Source organism: Bacillus nakamurai (assembly GCF_001584325.1).
In the GTDB taxonomy this organism is placed as follows: domain Bacteria; phylum Bacillota; class Bacilli; order Bacillales; family Bacillaceae; genus Bacillus; species Bacillus nakamurai.
This window is the reverse complement of the sequence record NZ_LSAZ01000014.1, coordinates 24,439-45,422: the sequence shown is the minus strand read 5'-3', so window position 1 is coordinate 45,422 and position 20,984 is coordinate 24,439. Positions and strand designations below refer to the sequence as shown.

The window sequence follows — 20,984 nt, the reverse complement described above, 5'->3', positions numbered from 1 at the left end:
GCAGAAAAAACATGGTTTTTTCTACAAGCTGAGAGAAGGTTTCCCTTCTCTTTTATCTTTCAAGCTGCGACGGATAAAGCGTCATGCCGCCGTCTACGAAAAGTGTCGTTCCGGTGATATAACCCGCTTCTTCCGATACCATCCAAGCGGCCGCGGCTGCGACTTCCTCCTGTTTTCCGAATGCGTTCATCGGAATTTTTTTCAGCTGGGCTTGTTTATGTTTTTCTTCTTGAAGATCTTTGTTTGACTCCGTGGCGATTGTCCCAGGGGCAATGGCATTTACCCGGATGCCTTTGTCGGCGTAATGAAGCGCCATTGTTTCTGTCATCATTTTTATTCCGCCTTTTGACGCTGCGTACTGCACGTTTTCAGGCCGGGGTATTTGCTGATGGACGCTCGATATGTTTAAGACCGTTCCTTTTTTCTTGCGTTCCATCATATGTTTGAGGGCGGCTTTTGCCCCAAGAAAGGTGCCGGTCACGTTGACGTCGATGACCTTTTGCCAATCCTCCAGGCTCATTTCATGAGGCATCGCTTCAGCGCCGTTAAAGCCGGAGTTATTCACCATAACGTCTACATCACCGAAATGCTCTGCGGCCGCGTCAAACAGCGCCTGAATTCCTTCCTCTGTGGATACGTCGGCTTTTACTGTGACCGCCCGGCCTCCCGCTTTCTTAATGGTGCCTGCGGCTTCCTCTGCACCGGCAGGATCGCTGCGGTAATTCACCACAACATTCATCTTTTCTTTGCCGAAGCGTTCGGCGATGGCTTTTCCGATTCCTTTTGAAGAACCCGTTACAATTGCTGTCTTTCCTTGCAAATCCTGATACATCGTCTTTCCTCCCTGCCGTTTATACAGACCATGTACCCGGTTTTTTTGGCATGAAAACAAATGGGCTCATAAAAAGAACGCTGAAAGCCTGAGGCTCCCTGCGTTCTTTCCTGTCATTACGCATAATTGTTCATTTGCAGCCTCTTTTGTACATCCACAAGCCTGCTGAAGAAATAAGATGCCGCTTTGTAGCTTTCCCGTTTATGAAAGAAATGGGCTGCGTCCTGAAGCAGCTCCTCTGTGTCAGCCAACAGCTGCTTTGACTCCAATTTGTCAAACAACTCTTTCAGCAATTCCAGTCTGCCGTCTCCAGCATACAGTTCCTTAATCAGGCGGAATTTCGTCAAGTAAACGTCATCTTCCCATTCGGCGGCGCTTTTCATGCCCCGTTCATAGCTGGCAGCGGCTTCACTGTACTTTTCCGCTTTAAAATAAATATGCGTGAGTGAAAAAACAGCTTGGATGACCTGCTGGAAGCTGTGCGCTTCAAAAACGGCGGCCGCTTTTTCAAAGTAATCCGCCGCCTTGCAAAAGTCACCCAAACTGTACATACAGTGCCCAATATTATAATGGGCCGCAGCGATCATATAATCATCATCAAGCCGTTCCGCGTGCTCTGAGGCGCACTCGAGGTACTCCAGCGCTTTTTCATGCTGCTGGGCGTCCATCAAATTTCCGGCAATGATGAATTTACACTGCACCCTTCTCATTCCGTATAATTCATACTTCTTATAAATATCAAGCGCCTGCCCCGCATAATTCATAGAAAAAAAAGTCTGCTTGATATGATAGTACACTTCAGAAATTTTATACAGAAATTCGGCCTTCTCTATGTCATCTTCCACATATTCAAGTTTTTCTTCAGCATGCTTGTAATGAGAAATCGCTGAGATGAAGTTTTTTCGCTTAAATTCATACATTCCCCTGAAATAGTAAAAATAATATTCCAATAAGCCGGTCAGCTTTTGCTGGTTCATCTCAATCTCAGTCAGCATATCAGAGAACGGAGGCTGGCTGTCGCTTTCTTTCATCGGTTTTAATTTATCCAGCATGATGCGGTGCCGGAATTCCATCAATGAAAAATACAATAATAAATCCTGATTCTCTTCCATGTCATCCAGTTCATATTCGATCTCCCGCTTTAATGTTTCGGCTTTATCAGCTTCAAACGCGCGGATCAGCTTATACCATTCATTCATCTTTACCGCTACTTCCTCAGATGGAATCTTGGATTTCATACATCTGCCCCCTTCCTCTGGCTACTAATTATGTTATATTTTATCATAGCAAATTTAATACAGAGAGCAAACACAGATTTTAACCGCTTAAGAAAGAGAGTCTTCCATATGAGATTACCAGTTAAAATAGCTTTACTCCTGATGCTCTTCTTTTCCGCAGACCTTTGTTATTCCTATGTGCAGAAGGAACTGAGGCCTCAAACTGTGTTAAAAGAAAGAGACGTTCCGGCCGCTCTTCATCCGCTCGTTAAGCAGAATGCGGAGATATTGCAGACCGCCGCTGCGAAAAAAGGCATAACCGTGGTTATCACAGAGGGTTTCAGATCAATTGAGGAACAAAACGAATTGTACCGCCAAGGACGCTCAAAAAAAGGGAATATTGTCACCTACGCAAAAGGCGGGGAATCATATCACAATTACGGCCTTGCCATTGACTTCGCCCTGCAGAAAAAGGACGGAAGCCTTTTATGGGATATGACGTGCGACGGCAACCATAACGGCACGCCCGATTGGCTTGAGGTCGTGACGATTGCCAAAAAGCTCGGTTTTCAATGGGGAGGCGATTGGAGAGGCTTTAAAGACTATCCTCATTTACAAATGATCCCTAGCTAATAAAACCTTTTCTTTTTCCGCTTTTGTGCGTCAATATACGGAGGATACACGGGCCTGTAGACAAGCTTATACCCTTGTCCGCCGGCCGGTGTGAAATCGTGCTGCCATTCCAGATGCAGGCGGAAGTCAGATAAGAACGCGGCTTTTGCTTCTTCTGGCGAAACGGCCGGTATCGGATTGATAGATTCTAATTGCTCCGGGTCAATATCCGGCGCCATATAAGCTTCCACAAGTCCCGTTACAGGACTGACGAGAATTCGCGCAGCGCCAAATCGGAGCGGAATGCCTTGGTGCCATACAGAAAAATGGAAGCGGTACCTGCCCCTTCCGTCAATCCGAAGCGGATTCAGTTTAAAAAACTCGTCTGCCCTCGGATAGAGCGCATATAAAAATTGAAGCGCGACGGCCTCACACTCTTCTTCAGAATAAAAAGCCGGGCCCTGATGCTCAATAAAAGATTTAAAGGCTGTCATCTTCCCCGTTTTTTTGTCCGTTTTCATCTTCATTGTGTTTTTGTTGCTGCTTTCGAAATAACTTTCAATGCTCAAATCTTTTCGTTCCGGAACTGATCCTTTCCGCCATGTTGTGCCGATTTCATCCCCGAGATCCCGCTCGCGCGTTTGAATCATATCAGCGGTAAAACCCATCATTTCATACAGGTTCCTATCCCGCTTTTTTTGCAGCTCCGGCAGCGGTTTCGCCTTTTCAGCCCTCTCATCGCACAGCTGCTGATCCGGAACGATGTCGTCCTCTCCGGCAGGATAACTGTACGCGGGCAATATCGGTTCATAGACAAGGCGAGGCGTTTTCTCAAAATTGACAACGTCATACACGAGCTTAAACGTAAGCTCGCTCATATAGTGGGAAACGACTTTCTCCTGATCGACGAACTGCTCAGGAATAAGCGCTTCTCCCTTATCTCCGTAATACAGAAATTGAACGACGAAGCCGCTGTTCGTTACATCAACGAAAAAACCCGAATCGGGAAGCGGCCGATCAAGCACTTTTTTTGAATAAATAAAACGAATGCGCCCATTTCGTTCTTCCCTCGCCTGAAAGGTGAAGTTCATAAAGGTAAGCGGATGGTGCTCGGCCGCAAACCGAAGAGCCGTCAGCTTTAATTCCGCGTCTGACAGCTGGATGTCTGAACTCGGGGAGTCCGTGCGTGAATACGTAAGCAAAGATCCGTCCTCTCCCAGTTCAATTGTTACCGTTTTGTCTGAATGGTAAGGGTCTTTCCATATAAAATAGGCTTTCGCCTTTTGTTTTTCGTCATAATCTTCTATTTCAAGCTCATAATGCGGCGGTATATTCCCGATCTCCAACGCTTTTTTTCTCAGATGTTCTTTCAGCAATGAAGTCATCCTTTCAAAAGAGTATACAAAAAGAACTGTGTTTTATTATATAAAAACGCCCTTCTTTTTTTAAAGGGAAGAAAGGTCCTTTTATGTGTCTATTTTTAGCAAAGCGGGAAAAGCTTCGGATTCAGGACGGCATTTTCTGATTCAAATTTCATACATCCCCTGATGCCGCAGGGGAAAAGTCATGACTTTCAGCCTATTGAACTCATAATAGCTCTGCCTGTATGAGCCTCTATAATGTGAGGGTAAATGGGCTTGTAAACGAGACGATACGTATTCTGTCCGCTGCCGTCATCATGCCTGTCCCAGGCCAGTTCAACCCGGATCGCTTCCAGAATCGCCGCCTTGGCCTCCTCCTTCGTCAATGAAGGGACCGGATCAATATGCCTAAGCTCTGCCGGGTCTATTTCCGGAGGCATATAAAAACTGATGCGTCCCGTCTTTTTACTGACGCAGATTCTCGACTCCCCGAAGCGGATAGGAACGCCGCCCGCCTCTGCCTTGAAGGTAAACCCCGCATTTTCCTGCTCATCGTCCGGTTCATCATATTGAATTTGAAAGAACTCATCTGCTTCCGGAAACATTGCAAACAGAAATCGAAGCGCAATGTTTTCACATTCGGCTTCAGAAAGCACCGGCGCGCCTTCTTCACGCATAAAGGACATCACTCCGGCAAGCTTGCCGGATTTTTTGTGATGGATTGTTTTTAATACTTGATTCGTCCGCTGCTCAAAAAGACTCATTAAGCTTTTATCGGCTCGGGCCGGTTCTGTTTCTTCATGGCGCCAGGCCATGCCGATCCTGCCGTCCCCAAGATCTGACTCTCTCACTTTGTGAAAGCCGGCATGCAGCCCGATCATATGATTCACATCAATATGATCCGTAATATCCTCAAGCGGTGAAAGCGGAAAACGCTGCGGCGTATCGTCTTCAATATCATCGTACTCTTTCTTTTCTTCTTTCAAATCGGCCGAAATAGGAAGGCTCGGCAATACAGTTTCATAAATGAGATGGGGTTTATCATCTCCCTGCTCATAAACTGAACGATGGAGTACTGAAAAGAAAAGCTCAACGTCAATGTCCTTTACAAAATGAGCCATTGCCTCCTGTTTGTCCGCAATTTGTCCGGGCCTCATCAGTCCATCTGCCTTTCCATGATAGCAAAACTCTATCACCTCTCCTGTAAGAGAGAGGTGAATGTAAAATCCGGTGAAGGGCAGCGGCAGCCCGTCGGCCATCTGAACATATGAATATCTCACTTTATCTTCACATACAGCCCTGTTTTCCTCCCGTACAAATTCAGCAGCTGCTCCGGGATAATGCGTGTCTGTAAAACTGAGCATCCGCTTTTCTATTTCCTCTGAGGGAAGCGAAGCCTGGTCGGTTTGCGGAGCTGGACGGGACAAGGATTTCAACTGACCGTTCAGCTCCAATTCAACCATGATACTGCTGTCTTCATTACCCTTATCACTCCACCAAAACAGCGCACGTTCATCCTCATAATCCTCCGCATCCATTTGGTAATGAGCCGGAACATTTCCAATCCGGGCTGCAGCCTGTTTTAATTTCTCCCTTTTCATATGTACACTTCCTTATTCGTGAAAAAATGAATCGTTAAGAAGAAAGGAAATAGCGCGGGCTATTTCCTTTTTTTCGACTTACTTAAAGATGTCACTGATATACTGAGCCTCGTCCTCGGTTAATTGAACATCTAGCGTCTGCAGGTTGTTCTTCAGCTGGTCAGGGCGTTTGGCGCCTGGAATGATTGCGTCAACCGCCGGCCTTGATAGCAGCCAGGCAAGGGCGATATGCGCCGTTTGCGTTCCTTTTTCTTCGGCGACGGCTTTCAGCTTGTCCACTTTTTCCAGATTTTGAAGAAACGTTTCTCCCTGAAATTGCGGATTATCCTTTCGGATGTCGTCAAATGCCGCGTCTTTTGTGAATTTTCCCGTCAGTAAGCCGGAGGCGAGCGGGAAATACGGGATAAAGGAAATGCCGTTCTTTTCACAGTAAGGCAGCAGTTCCTTTTCCGCATCGCGCTGAATCAGCGAGTATTCGGATTGGAAGACCTCTAAATAGCCGTCGGCGTTAAACTCCTGCAATTGCTGAAAATCAAGGTTGGAGGCGCCGATGGCTTTAATTTTCCCTTCATCCTTCAGTTCTTTTAATGTGCCCGCCACCTCGGACATCGGTGTTTTGCCGTCAGGGAAGTGAACATAATACAAATCAATTACATCCGTCTTCAGCCGCTTGAGGCTTTTTTCCACCTCTCCCCGAAGAAATTCGCGGCTGTTATCCAGCTCGATTTGTCCGTTGACCTCTTTATGGGCACCCTTTGAAGCGATAACCAGCCTGTCACGGGCGCCGCGTTCCTGTACGACTTCTCCGATTAACTCCTCAGAACGCCCCAATCCGTATATAAAAGCTGTATCAATAAAATTCACGCCGCCATCCAAAGCCGTGCGGACGAGATCTTTCCCCGTCTCATCATTCAGATTCAGAAACAGATTATGTCCCCCGACCGCATTCGCGCCAAAACCGATTCGCTTTACCCGTAAATTTGTCCTGCCTAACGCACGTGTCTGCTCCATTGTTCATTCCCCTTCCTGAAAGCATCTCCTGTTATTATTAGATAGATGGAATTTATTATCCTGCCTGCGGGGAAAATCAGCATGTCAAACCGACAGAAAAAACCTTGAAAAGCTTTTGCCCTTCAAGGTTTTTGTCATGTTCTGTTAAGATGTCAACGCTGCCGCGAAGCGATCGGCTTCGTCCTGCAAAGCACTTTCGATTTCTTTATAGCGGCTGGAAATGGTTGAGGCGCTTACGCCGTATTTTTTCGCCAGCTTAGCTTGTGAAACGGAAGCGCCGCTTAGAGAAATGCTGTTCACATAATACTCGACCGCCGCCGCAAAGGCTTCCGGCTTTCTGATGGTCGGCGTTTTTTTGTCGCAGAAGGATTTCCACAGGTCGATGACGGCCGGAAGAAGCTCTGCCGGATATTCATCTCCGGTCATGCCTTTTTCAATGGCATCCGCTGTCTCCTTCTCCATATCATTCGCCCACTCCGTACGGTTTTCTTCAGTGCTTGGCTTCGGCTCTTCTGCATTTCCTAAAAGAGCGGCCAGAACAGTATCGAAGTCTTCCTCCATAAAGCGCTCAGGCGATTTCCCTTGCACCGCCGCCTTTTTCACTTTGCTGATCAGGGCGTCCGTCCGCTTCACAGGGAAGATTGTGAATTGCATGAAGAATTCCGCTTTTTCCGCTTCGTGAATCGGATAGCCCAGAATCAGGCTTCCCACAGGCGGAAGATCCTGCTGGTTTGCATCCATTTCCACCTTGAACTGTTTTTTCGTCATTACATCTTCAAAGTGGATCATACCTTCTTTGATGTCCTCGAGCAGCATGAGCGCCGGGGTCATGCTTTTCCATGATTCAACGATCTCACGCGTTTTCGGGCGGTTGATGCTGCCGCCTTTTTTCTGAAGATAATCTTCGAAAATCGTCTTGCCGTCTGCAAGCTCACGGAAGAAAATTCCCCAGATGCCGAGATTAAATACGCTGATGTCCTTTGTCTGCCTGTCCATAGAAGAGATGAATTCATGCTTGTTAATAAACGATGAAATGCTTTCTCTATGTACGGTAAAGGCGTACTCCATCAAGTTTTCCTGAATCTGCTTCGCTTCTTTTGCAGCGATGTCTGCCGGAATATCAGCTGCTTTACTTCCGCAGCATTTTTTATATTTCTTCCCGCTGCCGCATGGACAAGGGGCATTTCTTTTCACTTTTCCCACAATAAACCCTCCGAATTCTGATATAACTATATTATTTTAACAAAAATAACTTCTGAGGGCTTGGTTTACGGTGAAAAAAGAATATGGAAACCATCTGCCGGATGCCGGAGAAGACAAAAAAGAGCCTCGAAGACTTGTATTCCCGCAGGCTCTGACTCTATTAATTCAAGTTTTCTCCGCCGCCGCTGAGACCTTCTTTAATCAGCCCGTTTACTTTGCTGCTCATCAAAAGGCCGATGTGGCCGACACCGCGGACTTTCACATTTTTCGCGCCGTGTAATTTGGATAGTCCGTTGATGACAATCAAGTCAAGTGAACCGTAAATGGATGTGTACAAAATCTTTTGATTCGGGTCTGTGCCCGGGAGCGCTTTGTTTGTGACCAGGCGGTTCGCTCCGCCCAGCGTCACGACATTTCCAACCTTGTCTCCGCCGTCTAAATTTTTAATATAATAAAGTGTGTTTGCGCCGCCCATACTGTGCGCGACAATATCGACTTTACTTGCTCCCGTTTCACTGAGCACTTTTTTTACATACGTTGATAGTCTCGGCGCATTTCTTTTGTTATGCCCTGTTTTATCCCAAAAGTCAATCGCATACAGGTCTTTGGAGGACCATCCTTGGGAGATTAGATAGGTTTTAATGCCTGCGAAGTTAAAAGATGCCCCGCCGATTCCGTGCACCATGATCACCGGGTTGTGCCCGGAGGCGGCTTTGGTGACGGATGGCTGCAACGCAAATACGGAGACGATACTCAGCATGCAGATCATCAATACCGCCAGACATTTATTTTTCACTGTTTTCATCATTTTCCTCCATTCTGTAATGAATGATCAATCTTTATAATAAGTCAGAAAATTATGTATAAACAGTGTTTTTATTACTTTTTTCAACAATAAAGTTTGTCGGTAAAAAAGGGACATTCAGACCTTCCCCCCCTAGGCTTTCCGGGTTAAAGCCCCATTCCTATCAACTTAAAAATAGAAACTAAATAAACTTGTGCTTTTTTCTTTCTATGCTCATGAAATTCGATACCAGCACTTACTTATAGAACTATCCCAAGGTGTATTCGTCACGTCCGCGTTTCGTTTATCTGCCGGATGCCGGAGGAAACAAAAAAGAGCCTTGAAGAAATTGATTCTCCGAGGCTCTCTGACTCTATTGATTCGTATTTTCACCGCCACCGTTAAGCCCTTCTTTAATCAGGCCGTTTACACGGCTGTTCATCAAAAGGCCGATGTGGCCGACACCGTGAATTTGCACGTTTTTCGCTCCGATTAATCGTGACAGCGGGTTCATGACGATCAAGTCAGCTGAGCTGTAAACGGATGTGTATAAAATCTTTTGGTTCGGATCGGTGCCCGGCAGCGCTCTGTTTGTGACCAGGCCGTTGGCTCCGCCAAGCGTCACGACGTTAGCGATTTTGTCTCCGCCGTCCATGTTTTTAATATAGTAAAGCGTATTTGCGCCGCCCATGCTGTGCGCAACAATATCGACTTTGCTTGCTCCCGTTTCACTGAGCACTTTTTTCACATAAGTTGATAGTCTTGGCGCATTGTTTTTATTGTTCCCTGTCTTATCCAAGAAATCAATGGCGTACAGCTGTTTACTTGACCAGCCTTGAGACACTAAATACGCTTTTATTCCTGCGAAGTTAAATGACGCACCGCCGATCCCATGGACCATGACCACAGGGTTGTGTTCCGAGGAGGCTTTCGACACGGTTGGCTGCATGGCAAATACGGAGACGACAGACAGCATACAAATTGTGATGATAGCGAGAAGTTTACTTTTTACATGTTTCATGATTTTCCCTCCTGATTCGCAATAAATTCACAATATTCATTCTATTTGAGAAAAAAGAGGAAAAATAGTGCGCTTTTTACTGTTTTATACAAGAATAAAAAGACTGTAAAATAAGAAAAATACACCTTTCATTTTCATGCACTAATGCTTTAATACGGCAAATGAAAAAAAGATGAGGACATCAGGCCCTCATCTTCTAGTACTCATTAAAATAGGTTTGAAGCCGTTCGGGGTCATCTGTTTTTGTCAGAGCGAGCATCAGCAAAATACGCGCTTTTTGAGGGTTAAGAGAGTTTGAAGCCAGCAGGCGGTCTTTTTCAAACTCACGATTTGGCGTTACGGCGCCATTCCCCGTCCTTGTTGACCGAACGATCGCCAGGCCGTTTTTGACCGCCTTTACAGCGCCTTTTTTTGCCGTGTCAGACATGGAACCGTTCCCGGCCCCTGCAAACACAATGCCCTTTGCTCCGGCTTTTGCGGCGGCATCAAAGAGATAGCCTCCGTCGTTTTGGTAGCCGTAAATAATGTCAACCTGAGGCAGTTTTTTCAGCTTGGCTATATTAAAATCAGTATCCTTCGTATGCTTTCGGGTGATGATATTGTTAAAATACACGTCATCGGCGATCGTTCCGATGTACCCCATTTCCTCTGATTTGAAGGTATCTGTCGCAGTTGTGTTGGTTTTTGTCACATAGCGTGCCGAACCGATTCGGTCATTTAAGACGACAAGCGCCCCTTTTCCTTTCGCTTCGGGCGCCGCCGCCACCTTTACGGCGTTGTATAAGTTCGACGGGCCATCCGCTCCGATCGCGGTTGACGGTCGCATTGATCCGGCCACTACAACCGGTTTCTCGCTTTTTACGGTCAGATTGAGAAAATAGGCTGTTTCCTCAAGTGTATCTGTCCCATGTGTGATGACAATGCCGTCCGTATCGTCAGACCGGAGCAGCTCGTTGACGCGTTTTGCCAGCTTCAGCAACGTTTTGTTGTCCATATTCTGACTGTCGATATTCACAATTTGCTCTCCGCTGACATGAGCAATGTCCTCCATTTCTGGAACGGCTTGAATAAGCGAATCCACTCCTACCGCGCCGGCCTTGTATTCCGTCGTGGAAGTCTTTGATTTATCTGCGCCTGCGATCGTGCCGCCGGTGGCGAGAATTTTGATGTTCGGGAGATTCCCTTTTTTGGATGAAGAGCCATTTTTCGTTTGATGCGGAGCTTCTTTCGCCTGAGGAGACTGGGAGCAGCCGACGGCAATCAGCAGCAGGGCTGTTATAAATGTGACGATGGGCATTAATCGTTTTTTCATTATTCTCTCTCCTTTAGTCATGGGGTTAGTATTTATTAATGAATGATTTTTCATACTTGGTCAAAAGGTGCGGCAGGCAATCTTCCGCACAAAATATCCGATAAAATCCTTGACACCGCATCAAGATAATAGACCAGTCACTATATTTTCAGTTTGTCATTTATCAGTAAGGTGGGAACGTTATGAGCTATGGAGATTCTCGTGAAAAAATACTTGCCGCAGCGACCCGGCTGTTTCAGGTGCAAGGGTATTACGGGACGGGACTGAATCAGATTATTAAAGAAAGCGGCGCGCCGAAAGGTTCTCTTTATTATTATTTCCCGGGCGGAAAAGAGCAGCTTGCGATTGAGGCTGTAAATGAAATGAGTGATTATATCCGCTTGAAAATAAAAGAAAGCCTTGATGCCCATCCTGATCCGGCGGAAAGCATTCAATTATTTTTAAAGGATTTGTCTCGCCAATTTACATGTCCGGAAAACTTTGAAGGATTTCCTGTCGGGTTACTCGCCGCTGAGACTTCTTTAACAAGCGAAAATCTGCAAAAAGCCTGCCAGAATGCTTATCAGGAATGGGAAAACTTATTTGCCGGCAAATTAAGAGCAGCCGGTTTTTCCGAGGAAAAGGCCGCGGAAATCAGCACCGTCCTTAATGCCATGATCGAAGGCGGAATCATTTTGTCTTTGGCTAAAAAAGACCGCATGCCGATCATCCATATTTCAAAACAAATCCCTAAACTGCTGAAGACATAAAAATACGAGAGACATCTTACCGTAAATAGAGAGGAGAATGATATTGGAAACAGCTCAAACTTCCAAACAATATAAAGTCATGCCGATCATGATTTCTTTGCTGACGGCGGGATTTATCGGCATGTTCAGTGAAACGGCGCTGAACATCGCGTTAACTGATCTGATGAAGGAATTACATATTACTCCTTCTACCGTGCAGTGGTTAACAACGGGCTATTTGCTCGTTCTGGGCATTCTTGTTCCGGTTTCGGGGCTGCTGCTGCAATGGTTTACGACGAGACAGCTTTTCATCGTCTCACTCGCCTTTTCCATTATCGGCACTTTCATTGCCGCGATCGCGCCGAGTTTTCCGTTTCTTTTAGCGGCGAGAATCGTTCAGGCTTTAGGAACGGGGCTGTTATTGCCGCTTATGTTTAATACCATCCTGGTCATCTTTCCGCCTCATAAACGCGGAGCGGCAATGGGAACGATCGGGCTTGTGATTATGTTCGCCCCTGCCATCGGGCCGACTTTTTCAGGGCTTGTTTTAGAGCATTTAAACTGGCACTGGATTTTCTGGATTTCTCTGCCGTTTCTCGTACTGGCTCTTTTATTCGGCATCGCCTACATGCAAAACGTGTCAGACATTACAAAACCGAAAATCGATGTGCTTTCTATTATTCTGTCCACGATCGGCTTCGGCGGCATCGTATTCGGATTCAGAATGCGGGAGAAGGATCAGGGGATGGTCGAGCCCGACGGTTGTCGGATCACTCACTGTCGGTGTTGTGGCGCTGATCTTGTTTTCGATCCGCCAGCTGACAATGAAGCAGCCGATGATGAACCTTCGCGCATTCCGTTACCCGATGTTTATTCTCGGCGTCGTAATTGTATTTATCTGTATGATGGTCATCTTATCAACGATGCTTCTGTTGCCTATGTATTTACAAAGCGGCTTGATGCTGACGGCCTTTACGTCCGGGCTTATTCTTCTGCCGGGCGGTATTTTAAACGGCTTTATGTCCCCGGTTACCGGGCGGCTGTTTGATAAATACGGTCCGAAATGGCTTGTGATTCCGGGATTTGTCATTGTTGCGGCTGTTCTTTGGTTTTTCTCAAACATCTCAGTTGCTTCAACGGCCGTTCTGGTCAATCGTGCTTCATACGTGCCTGATGATCGGGATTTCCATGATTATGATGCCGGCGCAAACAAATGGCTTAAACCAGCTTCCGCCGGAATTTTATCCGGACGGCACAGCCATTATGAATACGCTCCAGCAGATGGCCGGAGCGATCGGCACTGCGGTGGCGGTAAGCATCATGGCGGCCGGACAAAAGAACTATATGAGCACCGTCAAAAATCCCGCTGACCCCGCCGTCTTTCCGCACGCGCTGACTGCGGGCGTCCAGCACGCCTTTATCTTCGCAATGATTGTGGCCATTATCGGTCTGCTCTGCGCCTTCTTTATGAAACGCGTCAAAGTTGATCATTCATAAGAAAACAGCAGGCTCGCTTGAGTCTGCTGTTTTTTTATATACGGCGGTGTGCGAAAGCCAGTTGATCAATCGCATATGCCAATTCATCCTTTGTATTATAAAAATGAGGCGCAAGACGAATGACATGATGCCGGGGTGAGCATATGATGTTTTGCCGTTTCAGGAGCGCCGCTGTTTCTGATGCTCTTTCATCATAAATCGAAATCATGCCAGGCCTGTCTTCGCATGATGGAGGGCCTGCAAGGTTCAGCCCCTTTTCAGACGCGTATCCATACGCAAACGCACTCAGTTCTTTCACTTCTTTATGGATACGGGCTGTGCCTATGCCGTTCAGAAGCGATAAAGCCGCATTCGCCGCATACACGCTGATAAATGCCGGGGTTCCGGTCTCAAAGCGTTTCGCTCCGTCGGCATAAGAAAAACGGGTCAGATCAAACGCTGTGTCCTTTTGCTGTCCGAACCAGCCCGATGCTTTCGGCTTCAGCTGCTCTGCCAGTTCCTTTCTGACATAAAGAAATGCCGTTCCCGGTATACCGAGCATATACTTTCTCGCGCCCGCGGCTAACATATCAACTCCCCATTCCTTCACATCAATCGGGACATGCCCCGCTGATTGATAGGCATCAACAAAAAGGAGCGACCCTTTCTTTGCGGCTATCGCGGCAATTTGCTTCACATTCTGTACAAAACCGTTCGTGTATGCAACATGAGGCACACAAGTTACCAGCGTCTGATCTGTGATAAACGTTTCATATCGCTCTAATGGGATCATCCCTTCATCGGACGTGATAACTGAAAGCGTAACATCAGCTTGCGCCTTCCAGACGTGGGCAATCGCCGGGAAGTCCAAATCCGTATATACCGCCTGTTTCTTTTTACAATTGGATAAAGCAGAGGCAACGGATACCGCGGCATCCGTCACTGAAGGCAAAACGGCAATCTCCTCAGGCTCAGCGCCAATCAGCCTTGCAAACTCGCTTCTTGCTTTCTCCGTCCTTTCAATGGCTTCATCCCAGTTCCCGCCTTTTTGCAGCAAACTTTCTTGATATTCGGTGATCGCTTTCGAAACCGGTGCAGCCAGAGCGCTTTGAGAACAGCTCGCGAGCATGGTATGTGTTTGAAGCGACGGGAATAAATTGCGGTATTGTGTCAGTGAAGAGTCCAAGGCATGTTCCTCCTCCGGCAGGAATATATGTCAATTATAGAGTATGTAGAAAGAGAAAAGGAGGGTTTGTTATGGAGAAAAAAGTATTGTTCACAGGCTTTGACCCATTTGGCGGAGAATCGGTGAACCCTTCCTGGGAAGCCGTCAAACAGCTTAACGGCTTCACTGAAGGCTCCGTCATCATGGTGTCTGAACAGGTGCCGACAGTTTTTGATAAGTCACTCACCGTTCTGCGCCAAGCTATCAAAAAGCACCAGCCTGACATCGTCATTTGTGTCGGACAGGCAGGCGGCAGAATGCAGATCACGCCGGAACGGACAGCTATTAATTTGAATGAGGCGCGCATACCGGACAACGAAGGAAACCAGCCCATCGATGAGCCGATTTCACCTGACGGGCCCGCAGCTTATTGGACCGGGCTTCCGATTAAGCGGATCGTGGAGGAAATAAAGAAAGAAGGCATTCCCGCGGCCGTTTCCTACACGGCGGGAACCTTTGTATGCAATCACCTCTTCTACGGGCTGATGGATGAGCTCAGCCGACTGCCATTACACATTCGGGGCGGGTTTATTCACATCCCGTACATCCCCGAACAAACACTGGAAAAAGCAGCGCCGAGCCTCAGCCTGAACCTCATGGTGAAAGCGCTCAAAATCGCTGCGGTGACGGCCGCAGCGCATGAGGATGACATTCATACCGGCGGAGGCGAGCTTCACTAAACCGCTGACGGCGCCTCCGCCCATTTCTTTCTATATACGATCCGTGAAAGCGTAACGCTGATTTCATACAGCACCAATAGCGGAATCATGACGAGAAAGTCAGACATAAAATCAGGCGGCGTGATCAGCACCGATACGACAATCAGCAGAAAATACGATAGCTTTCTCGCTTTTGCCAGCCGGGCGGGATTCACAATGCCGAGCCGCGTCAAAAACATGACGGCCAAGGGCATTTCAAACAAAAAACCAAACGGCAGGGTAAGGTTGAGCATAAATGAGAAATAGTTGTCCGCCGTAAACACTATGTCAAAATGGCCGGCGGATAACTGTGTCAAAAAGCCGAGCACGATCGGAAATAACACAAAATACCCGAAGGAAATGCCGATGATAAACAAAACGGACAGACCCGGAATGTACAATAAAGCGGCCCGTCGTTCAGATGCTGTCAGCGCCGGCGCAGTAAACCGCCAAAGCTGAAAGGCTGCAATCGGGATAGTTGCCGTAATCGCGCATATTCCGGCAATCATCATGTACACCCATAGGATCTCACTCGGACCTAAAACAGCCAGTTTTCCGTTCAAATCCTTAATCAGCCAGTCATAAATATCCTGCACAAACCAAAACGCGCCGATTAAAAACACGAGAAAGGCAAGCAGCGTTTTAATGAGGCGCTGCCGGATTTCCTCTAAATGCCCGATTAAATGGGTTTCTTTTTTATCCAATCCGTACATCCTCCTTGTATATGAAGAAAGAGGCAGAAGTGAATCCCTCTGCCTCATCAGGATTCACCCTGCCGTTTTATCTTTTTCAGCCGCCTGCTTGTCCGGCTCTTCATTTGAAACCAGTGTCTTTGCGGCGCTTTTGAATTCAAGCAGCGTGCGGCCTGCAGCACGGCCGATTTCCGGAAGCTTTGACGGCCCGAAAATGATCAGGGCGATGACAAAAATTAAGAGTAACCCGGGAATTCCTATGTTTGAAAACATGAGTTTCCCTCCTTATTGTGAGATTTTGGCCCGTTTCTTCCTCATTTGCTTTTCATGGGCATTGTTATGGGCGAAGAAGCGGTCCTCCTCTACCTCGTCCGATTGCTTCAAACCGCCTGCAACAGCTGCTGCCGAAACCTTACGAATCCCTGTCTGGTCTTTTTGATAAATGAATGATGCCCGCGTCGACGCCTCGGCGCCCGGCTCAGTCACATACGGCACGACTCTGTAGTCCGCCTTCCATTGCGCCGGGGTCACCGTACAGCGGACATAACCGCGGTAGTCATTGAAAAACTTAATATGAGGATTTTGTTTTAAAATTTGATCCGTATCGGCTCTTTTATCCGCGCCGTTCCCTCCCGACGTGATAGAGGTGCCGACGAATTCTGCTCCGAAAATAGGCGAGTTGGTTTTATTAAAATCCGTGTGCAGATTCGACGCCCAGCTCGCATGGACATCTCCCGTCAGCACGATGACATTGTTAAGATTTTTGCTTTTGATGAAATTGATGACACGCTCCCGCTGGGCAGGATAGCCGTCCCAAGAATCCATGCTAAAAATCGGATTTGCGGTCGTGCCGAAATTCCATTGCGCGAAAAAGATTTGCTGCGCAAGCACATTCCACTTCGCTTTGGAGGCGGCCAAATTTTCGAACAGCCATTGCTCTTGCTCTGTCCCCATCAATGTGCGTTTCGGATCTCTCCATTCATCAGAAGGCGGCTTATTCCCGTCGCCGTTCGCCTGATCATCTCTGTACTGCCTTGTATCAAGCACATTGAACGAAGCTAAATCGCCATATGAAAATTGGCGGTACAGCCTCATATCAGGGCCATTCGGCAGTGACATGCGCCTGAGCGGCATATGCTCATAATAAGCCTGATAGGCAGCCGCGCGCCTGAGTACAAACGCTTCAACCGATTGGCCTTTTTCAGGGATGACATTGGCGTAATTGTTCTCCACCTCGTGGTCGTCCCACGTGACGACCCACGGAAACGCGGCGTGTGCCGATTTTAAATTGGCGTCTGAACGGTATTGGGCGTGCCGGTTGCGATAATCTTCAAGCGTATACACCTCAGCGCTGCTGTGTGTCCTGACATTCCCCGTTTTTGACACATATTCATTAGGGCCGTATTCATAAATGTAATCGCCGAGATGGAATACGAGATCAAGCTTTTCCTTCGCCATGTGCTTATACGCCGTGTAATAGCCGTGTTCATACTGCTGGCATGAGGCAAACGCAAACGTCATGCTCGATACTTTATCGTTTGGTGCGGGCAATGTTTTTGTCCGGCCGACAGGGCTGAGCTCGTGCCCGCTTTTGAAGCGGTAATAGTACACTTTATTAGGCTTCAGCCCATCCGCCTCGACATGAACGGAATGTCCGAGGTTCGGCTTGGCCATTTCTGTCCCGCGTTTAACGATGTGCCGGAAGTGTTCATCGCTTGCAATCTCCCACTTTACAGGCATAGCCTGATTCGGCATGCCGCCTCCGTTTAGCGGGTCAGGAGCGAGCCGCGTCCAGAGCACGACGCTGTCAGACAGCGGATCGCCTGATGCCACGCCGAGTGTAAACGGGTAACTTGAAAACTTAGGAGCGGCATTTACTTCAAAAGCGCCGAATGATTGCGCGATCGCTAATCCGAGGGAGAGGCCGGCGATTTTCCCGGCTCCTTGAATAAATTTACGGCGGTCAAACGTATTGTTCTGAAAGCTTTTCTCCTCTAGCTCCTTGATCCATTCATCTATACGGCCGTCATGTGTCATGTCAGTTCCCCTTTCTTCTTATTGATCGCCCTCATTATAGAAAAGAAATGTTAAACCGCTATGAAGAACTGTAAAGGATTTGTAAGCATGACAATGGAACGAAAGGAGACATTTTTCACATTGTTTCGACAAACGATAGCGGCAGCGTAAAAAAACCCTTCTGTTTCTTTACGGCGCTTCATCCGTCAAGCGCACTTTGTTCCTATTTTTCTTCACATGATTTTAAAAAAACACCGTTCAAATAGATGAACGGTGTGTCCGGCCTTAAAATGTGTTGTACACGTTTTCGCACGTTTCGCCTGTCGGCTGATAGAAACAATGGGACTTGTATCTGGCCACAAACGGCTGATTATACCAAGTCGGCGGGCAGTTTCCCGGCGGTTTAAAATACCACAGGCTGAATTTTGCCGGCCAAAATCGTTCTCCATTAATGTTCCGCCGTGCGAGCCTCCGTTCGGTTTCGCGCGGCCTTTGATAAAAATATCCGTGAGTCACCGCCTCAAACGCGTGCGGCTGAAACACCATCTGTCTGATGGTGCGGAGGCCTTTAAAATCAGAGCAATTCGCCCTCACCCGATTGATTCCCACATTGCCGACCAGAAGCATTCCCTGCTGTCCTTCGCCTTCTGCCTCCGCCCTGAGCAGCCTTGCCATTAAATCCACATCGGCGCTCGACGCTTTTACAACTGCCATCATGACACCTCCCGTCTTTTCTCCCTTCATCATATTCAGCGGCGGCCCAGTGATGACAGCCGGCAGGCAGAAAACTTATTTAAACGTTTGTTTCATGAAAAAGGGTTTATATTTCTCAATATGAGGAAACATACTAACATGATTTCCAAAAGGAGGAATACGTATGGCGCATATTAAAGCACTTGCCATTAAAGGCATTATGACTCTCATTATTCTGTATCTGGTACTCGGCTTAGGCTTTAACTTTACATTCGGTGACGCGCTGCTGATGACCATTGTGTTAGGGGCTGTTTCTTACTTTACGGGTGATCTTTACGTATTGCCGAAATGGAACAACATTACGGCGGCGTTAGCTGATTTCGGACTCGCGTTTCTCGTCGTGTGGCTGGTGGGAATGCCTCTGTCAATGGGCATCTCCGGAGGAAAGCTTGCATTTGCAGCTCTTATTTCTGCCATTATTATCGCTGTCGCAGAATATTTTTTCCATTTCTATATCATGAGAAAAGACTTGGGCAACTCCCGTTTTTTAGAGCCCCGATCTGAATAACGCAAAAAGGCCGGATGGCGGCCTTTTTTATATGGCATCCTGCCGGCGGGCTTTATGAACCGTCCAATAAGCGGAGGCAATGCCGATCATCGAAGTTAGTTTCAGCATCATATACCAGCCTGAAAAACACATGTTTCAGTTACATTCATGTAATCAAAAACATGTGTTTTTTATATCATATATTTTTCAGTTCAAATGCTTTCTGATAAAATTCTTGCGCCGTCCAGATGACGCCTTTACGCCGCATTTCGGGCAGGGTGTCCCTTCCTCCTGCACCCGTCCCTTCAGAATGCGGACATGTAACTTCGAGGTCGTCTGCTGCGATCACCATGTGAATCCCTCCTTTTTTGTTTATTTGTCCTGCTCCAATCAGATTCCACGGCCATCACCTCCTTTACACCATACAAAAAAACCCCGTCCATCAAAGGACGAGGCTGTCGCGGCGCCACCTTTATTAACGGCTGAAAAGCCATTCTCTCAACAAGTATAGAAACATCCGTCTCGATATTCCTTTCTTGATAACGGGGAAAGAATCCCGGCACCGCCTACTGTTTTTCAGCATAGCAATTCAGAAGCCCATTCCGCACCGGGCGGGGATCGGTTCACAGCAGCCACCGACTCTCTGAACACCGCACGCTGATACGTACTTATTCTTCCTCAGCATTGTTGAGCCGTTCTTTTATTTTAAAATGTATCATACGCTGTCATCCGGCGGAAGTCGATAACCTTTCGTATCGGCCAGGCCGAGCATGTCCCGCGCCATTTGCATATGCTCCTCTTGCCCCGTCTGAAGCGCGAACTTCGCTGTTTCCACAGGATAAGCCGCCTGCCATTCTGTCACATGCTCCTGCATTTTCGGCCAGATCCTTCCGCCTTCAGCTTGGTAGCTCTGAAGCAGGCGTTTCGTTTCTTTTTCTCCGAATATGGCTTGATAAAGGACAAAATCCTTGGCCGGATCGGCAACCTTTGCCTCCGTCCAATCAAGAAGCCCCGTCACACACTGATTCGGGCCGATTAATATATGCGGGGGATGCAAGTCGCCATGGATCAGCGCGGAAAAATCAGGCCAATACGAGCTGTCATTTATCCAAGTTTGCCATCTTTGCCAAAGCGGCTCTGAGACCCCGATTTCTTTTTTTACCCGATCCATTGATTCCGCTGCCCTTTGCCTGACGTCATCCGGCTTTATGATTTCGATACCGGACTTAGAGGCAGTAGCCGGATCTGCCCCGTGCAGCCCGGCTAATGCGGCGGCAAGGGAGCGGACAAAATCGTCTGAAGGCGGCTCGTGTTCCATATTCCAGACATACTGTTTCTTCTCCAGGTCAATAACGGCTGCGGGTATTCCGTCCAGTTTCGGATAAGCGATCAGTTCCGGTGTATGAATCCGCCAATCGGGCACAGATACCGTGACATAGCTGCGGAGAAACGTGAGGACGTCACTTTCAGCAGCCGCTCTTTCAATAACATCGGGACGGCGCGGCTTTCGGAGCACCCATGTCACGCCGCTGTCATCTTCAGCAAATACGACTTGGAAGTCCATCCCCGTTTCATTGATGTCCGCCCCTTCATGTTTTAAATGTAAGCCATTTTCCTTTGCGATGTTCAGAACGGATTCTATATCCTTTTGTTTTGTCATTTTGTTTCCCCATTTCCCTTATTTACTGAAGCAGAGCTTCGCATGAGGCGGAGGAAAAAGAGATATGTCAAGACACCAAAAAAAGGGCGGCATAATCGCCGCCCCCTTATCAATAACTGTCAGGGTTCTTTATTCAGGCAGATCAATCCCGGTTTCCTCCGCACACAAGGCAGAGACATTGACACTATTTGATTAGTGCGAAAACCGGAATTTGATTTGCCATCAGGACCCCTCCGTTCTTTTCGAATTAACATTATTTTACACAAAAACTTTATATAAGTAAACGGTTTTTATC

General features: G+C 47.5%; 20 protein-coding genes, 1 pseudogene and 1 other annotated feature. Of the genes and pseudogenes, 5 read left to right on the top strand and 16 right to left on the bottom strand.

What is annotated here, in order from left to right; translation table 11 throughout:
• Nucleotides 1-52: 52 nt before the first annotated feature.
• Nucleotides 53-832, bottom strand: coding sequence for a glucose 1-dehydrogenase (locus tag AXI59_RS08595; protein ID WP_061527944.1), 780 nt, complete (start codon nt 830-832; stop codon nt 53-55).
• Between the two features lie 116 nt (nt 833-948).
• Nucleotides 949-2,070: a response regulator aspartate phosphatase gene (locus AXI59_RS08590; protein WP_061527943.1), complete on the bottom strand. Its 1,122-nt coding sequence runs from the start codon at nt 2,068-2,070 to the stop codon at nt 949-951.
• A 108-nt stretch (nt 2,071-2,178) separates the two neighbouring features.
• Between AXI59_RS08590 and AXI59_RS08585 the strand changes: the two genes are divergently transcribed.
• The gene (locus AXI59_RS08585; RefSeq protein WP_061519999.1) at nt 2,179-2,682 is read left to right on the top strand and encodes a M15 family metallopeptidase; all 504 of its coding nucleotides are present in this window, start codon (nt 2,179-2,181) and stop codon (nt 2,680-2,682) included.
• On the opposite strand, the gene AXI59_RS08580 is transcribed toward AXI59_RS08585, so the two are convergent.
• The 7 genes from AXI59_RS08580 to AXI59_RS08550 form a co-directional block, all read right to left on the bottom strand.
• A complete protein-coding gene (locus AXI59_RS08580; protein WP_061527942.1) occupies nt 2,679-4,037 on the bottom strand; it encodes a YcdB/YcdC domain-containing protein in 1,359 nt (452 codons plus the stop codon). The two genes, AXI59_RS08585 and AXI59_RS08580, sit on opposite strands and share 4 nt — an antisense overlap.
• Nucleotides 4,038-4,234: 197 nt before the next feature.
• The gene (locus AXI59_RS08575) at nt 4,235-5,623 is read right to left on the bottom strand and encodes a YcdB/YcdC domain-containing protein (protein ID WP_061527941.1); all 1,389 of its coding nucleotides are present in this window, start codon (nt 5,621-5,623) and stop codon (nt 4,235-4,237) included.
• Nucleotides 5,624-5,701: 78 nt separating this feature from the next.
• Nucleotides 5,702-6,634, bottom strand: coding sequence for an aldo/keto reductase (locus tag AXI59_RS08570; RefSeq protein ID WP_061527940.1), 933 nt, complete (start codon nt 6,632-6,634; stop codon nt 5,702-5,704).
• Between the two features lie 144 nt (nt 6,635-6,778).
• On the bottom strand, nt 6,779-7,837 hold the full coding sequence (locus AXI59_RS08565) for a helix-turn-helix domain-containing protein (protein ID WP_061527939.1): 1,059 nt from the start codon (nt 7,835-7,837) through the stop codon (nt 6,779-6,781).
• A 160-nt stretch (nt 7,838-7,997) separates the two neighbouring features.
• On the bottom strand, nt 7,998-8,642 hold the full coding sequence (locus AXI59_RS08560) for an esterase/lipase family protein (protein WP_061520004.1): 645 nt from the start codon (nt 8,640-8,642) through the stop codon (nt 7,998-8,000).
• Nucleotides 8,643-8,994: 352 nt separating this feature from the next.
• Entirely contained in the window at nt 8,995-9,642 is a 648-nt protein-coding gene (locus tag AXI59_RS08555) for a lipase EstA (protein ID WP_061520005.1), read from the bottom strand.
• A 196-nt stretch (nt 9,643-9,838) separates the two neighbouring features.
• A complete protein-coding gene (locus AXI59_RS08550) occupies nt 9,839-10,954 on the bottom strand; it encodes a type II asparaginase (protein WP_061520006.1) in 1,116 nt (371 codons plus the stop codon).
• Between the two features lie 182 nt (nt 10,955-11,136).
• Between AXI59_RS08550 and lmrA the strand changes: the two genes are divergently transcribed.
• Nucleotides 11,137-11,703: a transcriptional regulator LmrA gene (lmrA, locus tag AXI59_RS08545; RefSeq protein WP_061520007.1), complete on the top strand. Its 567-nt coding sequence runs from the start codon at nt 11,137-11,139 to the stop codon at nt 11,701-11,703.
• 37 nt (nt 11,704-11,740) lie between these two features.
• A pseudogene (gene lmr(B), locus AXI59_RS08540) lies at nt 11,741-13,179 on the top strand (lincomycin efflux MFS transporter Lmr(B)).
• A 34-nt stretch (nt 13,180-13,213) separates the two neighbouring features.
• Here lmr(B) and AXI59_RS08535 read toward each other — a convergent pair.
• Nucleotides 13,214-14,344, bottom strand: coding sequence for an aminotransferase class V-fold PLP-dependent enzyme (locus tag AXI59_RS08535; protein ID WP_061527938.1), 1,131 nt, complete (start codon nt 14,342-14,344; stop codon nt 13,214-13,216).
• Between the two features lie 71 nt (nt 14,345-14,415).
• Here AXI59_RS08535 and pcp point away from each other — a divergent pair, with 71 nt between their 5' ends.
• Entirely contained in the window at nt 14,416-15,063 is a 648-nt protein-coding gene (gene pcp, locus AXI59_RS08530) for a pyroglutamyl-peptidase I (protein WP_061520010.1), read from the top strand.
• Here pcp and tatC read toward each other — a convergent pair.
• The 4 genes from tatC to AXI59_RS08510 form a co-directional block, all read right to left on the bottom strand.
• Nucleotides 15,060-15,785, bottom strand: a complete 726-nt coding sequence (gene tatC, locus AXI59_RS08525) for a twin-arginine translocase subunit TatC (RefSeq protein ID WP_061527937.1) — start codon at nt 15,783-15,785, stop codon at nt 15,060-15,062. The genes pcp and tatC overlap by 4 nt on opposite strands.
• 63 nt (nt 15,786-15,848) lie before the next feature.
• A complete protein-coding gene (locus AXI59_RS08520; protein WP_061520012.1) occupies nt 15,849-16,046 on the bottom strand; it encodes a twin-arginine translocase TatA/TatE family subunit in 198 nt (65 codons plus the stop codon).
• A gap of 12 nt (nt 16,047-16,058) precedes the next feature.
• Nucleotides 16,059-17,810 carry an alkaline phosphatase D family protein gene (locus AXI59_RS08515; protein ID WP_061527936.1) on the bottom strand — a complete coding sequence of 584 codons (1,752 nt, stop codon included), beginning with the start codon at nt 17,808-17,810 and terminating at the stop codon, nt 16,059-16,061.
• A gap of 264 nt (nt 17,811-18,074) precedes the next feature.
• Complete coding sequence (locus AXI59_RS08510) at nt 18,075-18,503, bottom strand: cell wall hydrolase (RefSeq protein WP_061520014.1); 429 nt, start codon at nt 18,501-18,503, stop codon at nt 18,075-18,077.
• 163 nt (nt 18,504-18,666) lie between these two features.
• Here AXI59_RS08510 and AXI59_RS08505 point away from each other — a divergent pair, with 163 nt between their 5' ends.
• The gene (locus tag AXI59_RS08505) at nt 18,667-19,050 is read left to right on the top strand and encodes a DUF2512 family protein (RefSeq protein ID WP_061520015.1); all 384 of its coding nucleotides are present in this window, start codon (nt 18,667-18,669) and stop codon (nt 19,048-19,050) included.
• A gap of 175 nt (nt 19,051-19,225) precedes the next feature.
• Here AXI59_RS08505 and AXI59_RS20850 read toward each other — a convergent pair whose 3' ends face one another.
• Together AXI59_RS20850 and AXI59_RS08495 are read right to left on the bottom strand one after the other, a co-directional pair.
• Entirely contained in the window at nt 19,226-19,381 is a 156-nt protein-coding gene (locus AXI59_RS20850; RefSeq protein ID WP_420806841.1) for a tryptophan RNA-binding attenuation protein, read from the bottom strand.
• A 90-nt stretch (nt 19,382-19,471) separates the two neighbouring features.
• Nucleotides 19,472-19,720: a binding site (T-box leader), on the bottom strand.
• A 24-nt stretch (nt 19,721-19,744) separates the two neighbouring features.
• A complete protein-coding gene (locus AXI59_RS08495; protein ID WP_061527935.1) occupies nt 19,745-20,689 on the bottom strand; it encodes a macrolide 2'-phosphotransferase in 945 nt (314 codons plus the stop codon).
• Nucleotides 20,690-20,984 lie beyond the last annotated feature (295 nt).

Excerpts from the sequence above, each read along its gene's own strand:
- AXI59_RS08575 (WP_061527941.1), bottom strand. The coding sequence starts at position 5,623 with ATGAAAAGGGAGAAATTAAAACAGGCTGCAGCCCGGATTGGAAATGTT.
- lmrA (WP_061520007.1), top strand. The coding sequence starts at position 11,137 with ATGAGCTATGGAGATTCTCGTGAAAAAATACTTGCCGCAGCGACCCGG.
- AXI59_RS08515 (WP_061527936.1), bottom strand. The coding sequence starts at position 17,810 with ATGACACATGACGGCCGTATAGATGAATGGATCAAGGAGCTAGAGGAG.
- AXI59_RS08555 (WP_061520005.1), bottom strand. The coding sequence starts at position 9,642 with ATGAAACATGTAAAAAGTAAACTTCTCGCTATCATCACAATTTGTATG.
- AXI59_RS08590 (WP_061527943.1), bottom strand. The coding sequence starts at position 2,070 with ATGAAATCCAAGATTCCATCTGAGGAAGTAGCGGTAAAGATGAATGAA.
- AXI59_RS08510 (WP_061520014.1), bottom strand. The coding sequence starts at position 18,503 with ATGGCAGTTGTAAAAGCGTCGAGCGCCGATGTGGATTTAATGGCAAGG.
- AXI59_RS08550 (WP_061520006.1), bottom strand. The coding sequence starts at position 10,954 with ATGAAAAAACGATTAATGCCCATCGTCACATTTATAACAGCCCTGCTG.
- AXI59_RS08570 (WP_061527940.1), bottom strand. The coding sequence starts at position 6,634 with ATGGAGCAGACACGTGCGTTAGGCAGGACAAATTTACGGGTAAAGCGA.
- AXI59_RS08560 (WP_061520004.1), bottom strand. The coding sequence starts at position 8,642 with ATGAAAACAGTGAAAAATAAATGTCTGGCGGTATTGATGATCTGCATG.
- AXI59_RS20850 (WP_420806841.1), bottom strand. The coding sequence starts at position 19,381 with ATGGTGATCGCAGCAGACGACCTCGAAGTTACATGTCCGCATTCTGAA.
- AXI59_RS08495 (WP_061527935.1), bottom strand. The coding sequence starts at position 20,689 with ATGACAAAACAAAAGGATATAGAATCCGTTCTGAACATCGCAAAGGAA.
- AXI59_RS08520 (WP_061520012.1), bottom strand. The coding sequence starts at position 16,046 with ATGTTTTCAAACATAGGAATTCCCGGGTTACTCTTAATTTTTGTCATC.
- pcp (WP_061520010.1), top strand. The coding sequence starts at position 14,416 with ATGGAGAAAAAAGTATTGTTCACAGGCTTTGACCCATTTGGCGGAGAA.
- AXI59_RS08505 (WP_061520015.1), top strand. The coding sequence starts at position 18,667 with ATGGCGCATATTAAAGCACTTGCCATTAAAGGCATTATGACTCTCATT.
- AXI59_RS08585 (WP_061519999.1), top strand. The coding sequence starts at position 2,179 with ATGAGATTACCAGTTAAAATAGCTTTACTCCTGATGCTCTTCTTTTCC.
- AXI59_RS08595 (WP_061527944.1), bottom strand. The coding sequence starts at position 832 with ATGTATCAGGATTTGCAAGGAAAGACAGCAATTGTAACGGGTTCTTCA.